The organism is Sutterella parvirubra YIT 11816 (assembly GCF_000250875.1).
GTDB lineage: Bacteria > Pseudomonadota > Gammaproteobacteria > Burkholderiales > Burkholderiaceae_F > Sutterella > Sutterella parvirubra.
In genome coordinates, this window is sequence record NZ_JH604939.1 from 1 (window position 1) to 5,390 (window position 5,390).

Genomic DNA, 5,390 nt, shown 5'->3' on the forward strand with positions numbered 1-5,390 from the left:
GGCGGACGAAATCGCCGAGCGCTTCGGGCCGACCTTGGCGCTCACTGCGCTCTCGATGCTCTGGGCGGTCGTTTTCGGACTGGGGCTCGGCATCCTCGCCGCGGTGAAGCGCGGGCGGCTTGCCGACCGCGCGGCGATGGTCTTCGCGGTCTCGGGGATTTCGGTGCCGCCCTTCGCGCTGGGGATCCTCCTGATGGAGGTCTTCTCGGTGCAGCTGGGGTGGTTCCCGACGGTGGGGGCGGACAGCTGGCTCCACTACGTGCTCCCCTCGATCACGCTGGGGGCCGGGGTCGCCGCCGTGATGGCGCGCTTCACGCGCTCCTCCATGATGGAAGTTCTGGACGCCGACTACGTGCGCACGGCGCGGGCCAAGGGGTTGGGCGAGCGCTCCGTCGTGATGCGCCACGCTCTTCGCAACGCCCTCATTCCCGTCGTCACGATGCTGGGCCTTCAGTTCGGGTTCCTCCTGGGCGGCTCGATCGTCGTCGAAAAGGTCTTCAACTGGCCCGGCATCGGGCGCCTGTTGGTCGACGCGGTCGACATGCGCGACTACCCCGTCATGCAGGCCTGCGTGCTTCTTTTCTCGCTTGAATTCATGCTGATCAATCTTGCCGTCGACCTCCTCTACGGGTGGATCAACCCGGCGGTGCGCTTCGCGAAGGGGGGTCGATGATGCTTCGTCTTGACGACCGTTCGAGTCCGTGGTCGAACTTTCTGCGCCGTTTCACGAAGGACCGCGTGGGGATGATCTCGCTCATCGTGGTGGCGCTCCTCATCCTCACCGCGGTCGTGGGCCCCTGGGTGGTCCCGTACGACCCCGAAAACTTCTTCGACTACGACCACCTGAACGAAGGCCCCTCGGCCATGTACTGGTTCGGGGTCGACAGCCTGGGGCGCGACGTCTTCAGCCGCATCATCGCGGGGACGAGGCTCTCGCTGATGACGGGCCTGGGGAGTGTCTTCGCGGGCGCCGTCATCGGCACCGTGCTGGGGCTTCTCGCCGGTTACTACGAAGGCTGGACCGACCGCATCGTGATGCGCATCTCGGACGTGCTCTTCGCGTTTCCCGGCATTCTGCTCGCGATCGGGATCGTGGCGATTCTGGGGGGCGGCCTCCTGAACGTCGTCATGGCGGTGGCGATCTTCTCGGTGCCCGCGTTCGCGCGCCTCGTGCGCGGGAACGTCCTTGTTCTCAAGCACGAGACCTACGTCGAAGCCGCGAGGAGCATCGGTGCGGGCGACGCCGTCATCATCTTCCGACACATTCTTCCCGGGACGATCTCGGTGATCCTCGTCTATCTCTCGATGAGGATCGGCTCGGCGATCATCACCGCGTCGTCGCTCTCGTTCCTGGGGCTGGGCGCCCAGCCGCCTTCTCCCGAATGGGGCGCGATCCTCAACGAAGCCCGTGAGGACATCCTCACGGCCCCGCACGCCGCGCTCTTCGCGGTGGGCGCGATCTTCATCACGGTGCTCGCCTTCAACATCCTCGGCGACGCCCTTCGCGACGCCCTCGATCCGAAGATGCGCCGCGACTGACGGTCTTCCTCTGAATGCAAAACGGCCCGGCCGCCTCGTGAGGCGCCGGGCCGATTTGCGACCGGTCGAGCTTGGGCGGGGAAGGTTACTTCTTCGAGCCCTCGTCCTTCTTGTCGAACTGGATCGGGATGAAGATGCGGCCGCCGTCGCGTTGCACGAGCAGCAGCACGCGGTCCTTGGTGCAGGCCTGACGGAGCGCCTCCACCGTCTTCACGAGCGTGCCGTTCGCGCTCACGATGATGTCGCCCTTGCGGATGCCGCTCTTGGCGGCGAGACCCGTCGACTCCAGCACGAGCACGCCGGTGGTGTCGGCCTGACGCGCTTCCTCATCCGTGAGGGCGCGGGCCTGGATCCCGAGGCGCTGCGTGTTCTGGTCCACGGTCTTCTGCGCTTCGGCCTGCTTGTTCGTGCCGACCGTCACCGAGATCTTCTGTTCCTTCTTGTCGCGGATCACCGTGAGTTCGGCCTTGCCGCCCGGCGGGATCGCGCTCACGAGCATCGGGAGGCTCACCGAGCTCGTCACCTTGCGGCCGTCGATCGTCGTGATGACGTCGCCCTCACGAAGGCCCGCCTTCTCGGCCGGGCTTTCCTTCTCGACCTTGGTGACGAGAGCGCCTTCAGGCGTCTTCAGTCCAAAGTTGTCGGCGAGCTCCTGATTGAGTTCCTGGATGTAGACGCCGATGTAGCCGCGCGTCACCTTTCCGTCCTTGACGAGCTGATCCTTGATCTGCATCGCGAGGTCGATCGGGATCGCGAAGGAGAGCCCCATGAAGCCGCCCGACGTCGAGAAGATCTGCGAGTTGATCCCGACCACTTCGCCCTTCATGTTGAAGAGCGGGCCGCCGGAGTTGCCCGGGTTCACCGCGACGTCGGTCTGGATGAAGGGGACGTAGGTGTCGGACGGAAGATTGCGCGAGAGCGCCGAGACGATCCCGGCCGTCACCGTGTTGTCGAGGCCGAAGGGGCTGCCGATCGCGGCCACCCATTCGCCGACCTGAAGGTCCTTGCTGCTGCCGATCCGGAGCACCGGGAGGTCCTTCGCGTCGATCTTCACGACGGCGATGTCGGTCTGCTTGTCGGTGCCGAGGACTTTGCCCTTGAATTCGCGCTTGTCGGTCAGACGGACCGTGATTTCGTCCACGCCGTCCACGACGTGGGCGTTCGTCATGATGATGCCGTCCGACGAGATGATGAAGCCCGAGCCGGTGCCGCGCTGTTCGGGAATTTCCTGCGGGCCGCCGAAGGGAAGCGGGAAGCCGAAGCGGCGGAAGATTTCCGCCTGGCGCTCGTCCATGCCGGGGAACGCAAACGGCGTGTTGACCACGCGGGCGTTCTTCACGACGGCGATGTTGACGACGGCCGGGCCGTTTTCCTTGACGAGGCTGACGAAATCGGGCAGCGCCGCCTGTTGGACGACGGGGGCGGTCGTCGCGGCGGCCTCTTCGGCCGCCGCCACGGGCAGGGCCGTGCCCAGCATGAGGGCAGCCGCAACGGCGCCCGCGAGCGTGGACTTCAGGCCAAAGGAAGCGATCTGCATGAAAAGGATCTCCTTCTGGATGGGCGCCCGCTTCTCCGGGCGTCTTGGAACGAATGAGAAAACTTTATGCCAAAGGCGCGCCCGCACCCGTAAGGGTTTTAACGAGCCTTGTGCGGGTCGGGTTTCATTTGTAACAGAACGGTGTCCGGCTTCGCCGTGTGCGGCTATTGGGCCGAGGATGCGCCCAACCTGGGGAAGCGCAGACGGAAGCACGTGCCTCTTCCGCCGATCCCGTCGTCGATTTCGATCGTGCCGCAGTGGATGTCGACGATGCGCTTGACGATGGCGAGCCCCAGGCCCGTCCCGCTCGTCTTGGTGCCCAAAGCGCGGTAGAAGCGGTCGAAGACGCGCTCGCGCTCTTCGGGGGCGATGCCGGGGCCGTCGTCGGCGACTTCAATGACGACGTTCTCGCCCTCGGCCTTCGTGCGGATCTCGATGTGACCGCCCTCGGGCGTGTAGCGCACGGCATTGTCGGTGAGGTTCGAGATCATGAGGCGCACGGCGTCCTCCATGCCGTCCAACTGCGCTTCCTCCGCGACCGCGCGCACCGAGATCGACTTCTGCGCGGCGATCGGGGTCATGTCTTCGGCGACGCTCATCGCCAGGGGCGCCAAACGGATCGTGGAGACGGGCTTCGAGCGCGCGTCGGGGTCAAGGCGCGCCAAGGTGAGAAGCTGGCTCACCAACCTCGTCGCGCGGTTGATGCCTTCGTTGAGCTTCACGAAGCACTTCTGCTGCGCTTCCGGGGTCTTGGCGCGCTGCGCCAACTGAACCTGGAGCTTGAGCGCGGTGAGCGGGGTCCGGAGCTCATGCGCGGCGTCCGACGCAAAGCGCTGCTGCGCCGTGAGGCTCTCGTTGAGGCGGAGCATGAGTTCGTTGATGGCGCGAACAAGCCCCGAGAGCTCCGCCGGGAGTCCCTTGGTCGAAATCGGGGTGAGGGATCCCGGCGAGCGACGCGCGACCGAGCGCGCGGTGCGCTCCAAGGGGGCGAGCCCCGAGCCCACGACGATCCAGACGGCGATCGCGACGAAGGGGATGAGGAGCAGGAGCGGGTGCAGGATGCTGAAGGCGGAGCTCGCCGCCAACTGCGTGCGCACCGCGGTGTCCTGCGCCACGGTGATGATGAGGGGGCCGGCCGCCGCGGAGTACGTGCGCCAGGTGCGCCCGTCCACCTTCTCCATCCCGAAGCCGGGCGCTTCGGGGAGCGGGAGCGTGGGCGTGCCGTCACGCTGCCAGAGGCTGTTTGTCGCCGAGTCGTAAACCTGGATGACGATCTGGTAGCTGTCGGCGTCCCCGACGATCGTGAGGTGCGTGGGCGACTTCCCCGGGAAATTGTGCATCACGGATTCGGAGAGGGCCTCGGCGGTTTCTTTGAGATGCGTGTCGAGGAACTTGTTGAATTCGAGCTGCGCGGAGAAGAAGGTCGCGACGGCGGCGACGAAGCCCATCGCGAGGAGCGCCCCGATGAGCGTGAGAAGAAGCTTGCGGCGGATGGAACTCATGGGGGCGTCCGGTGTGTGGTTGGGTCAGAGGGCTTCGGACGCTCAGGTTTCCAAGAGGTAGCCGACGCCGCGCACCGTCTTGATCGCGCCGTCGGAGAGCTTCTTGCGCAGATGGTGGATGTGCACTTCGATCGCGTTCGATCCCACGGTGTTGTCCCAGTTGTAGAGCTTCTCTTCCAACTGGGTGCGGCTCCAGACGACGCCTTCGCGCTCGGCCAAGGCGACCAGAAGCGCGTATTCCTTCGAGGAGAGGATGACGTCCTTGCCGCGGTAGGTCACCTTGCGGGTGTCGGGGGCGATCACGAGGTCGCCGCGGACGATGAGCGGCTCGGCGCGGCCCGCCGACCGGCGCAGGAGCGCGCGCACGCGCGCGGAGAGTTCGTCCAAGTCGTAGGGCTTGATCAGGTAGTCGTCGGCGCCGGCGTCCAACCCCTTGATGCGGTCTTCGACCGTGTCCCTCGCCGTCGTGACGAGGACCGGGGTCGACATGCGCCGCGCGCGCATTTCCTGAAGGACCTTGAGACCGTCCTTGCCGGGCAGCCCCAAGTCGAGCACCACCAGTGAAAAAGGCGTCGTCTTGAGGGCGATTAGGGCGGAATTGCCGTCCCGGACCCAGTCGACCGCATAGTCTTCGCTTTCGAGGCCGGCAACGACGCTCTCGCCGATCATGTCGTCGTCTTCTACGATCAGAATGCGCATGGGTGTCAAGTCTCAGAGTGGCGTCGGAAAGCCCGTCCGACAAGGGCGCGCAGCGTCACCGCGGCGACGGGCGCGAGAAGAAGGAGACCCCAGATCCGCCCGCGCATCGCGTC

5 protein-coding genes are annotated in these 5,390 nt (G+C 65.8%); 2 read left to right on the forward strand and 3 right to left on the reverse strand.

Annotation, left to right across the window (positions count from 1 at the left end):
* Positions 1-673: ABC transporter permease subunit (locus HMPREF9440_RS04015; protein WP_008541756.1), on the forward strand; the 673-nt coding region annotated here is incomplete at its 5' end.
* A complete protein-coding gene (gsiD, locus tag HMPREF9440_RS04020) occupies positions 670-1,539 on the forward strand; it encodes a glutathione ABC transporter permease GsiD (protein ID WP_008541757.1) in 870 nt (289 codons plus the stop codon). The genes HMPREF9440_RS04015 and gsiD, both read left to right, overlap by 4 nt.
* A gap of 85 nt (positions 1,540-1,624) precedes the next feature.
* Here the strand turns inward: gsiD and HMPREF9440_RS04025 are convergent, their stop codons facing one another.
* The 3 genes from HMPREF9440_RS04025 to HMPREF9440_RS04035 all read right to left on the reverse strand — a co-directional run bounded on the left by HMPREF9440_RS04025 (position 1,625) and on the right by HMPREF9440_RS04035 (position 5,277).
* Positions 1,625-3,076, reverse strand: a complete 1,452-nt coding sequence (locus HMPREF9440_RS04025; protein ID WP_040763525.1) for a DegQ family serine endoprotease — start codon at positions 3,074-3,076, stop codon at positions 1,625-1,627.
* A gap of 164 nt (positions 3,077-3,240) precedes the next feature.
* Positions 3,241-4,578 (reverse strand): ATP-binding protein, encoded by a 1,338-nt coding sequence (locus HMPREF9440_RS04030; RefSeq protein WP_008541759.1) that lies wholly within the window; start codon positions 4,576-4,578, stop codon positions 3,241-3,243.
* Positions 4,579-4,620: 42 nt separating this feature from the next.
* A complete protein-coding gene (locus tag HMPREF9440_RS04035) occupies positions 4,621-5,277 on the reverse strand; it encodes a response regulator (protein ID WP_008541760.1) in 657 nt (218 codons plus the stop codon).
* Between the last annotated feature and the right edge of the window lie 113 nt (positions 5,278-5,390).

Excerpts from the sequence above, each read along its gene's own strand:
- HMPREF9440_RS04035 (WP_008541760.1), bottom strand. The coding sequence starts at position 5,277 with ATGCGCATTCTGATCGTAGAAGACGACGACATGATCGGCGAGAGCGTC.
- HMPREF9440_RS04030 (WP_008541759.1), bottom strand. The coding sequence starts at position 4,578 with ATGAGTTCCATCCGCCGCAAGCTTCTTCTCACGCTCATCGGGGCGCTC.
- gsiD (WP_008541757.1), top strand. The coding sequence starts at position 670 with ATGATGCTTCGTCTTGACGACCGTTCGAGTCCGTGGTCGAACTTTCTG.
- HMPREF9440_RS04025 (WP_040763525.1), bottom strand. The coding sequence starts at position 3,076 with ATGCAGATCGCTTCCTTTGGCCTGAAGTCCACGCTCGCGGGCGCCGTT.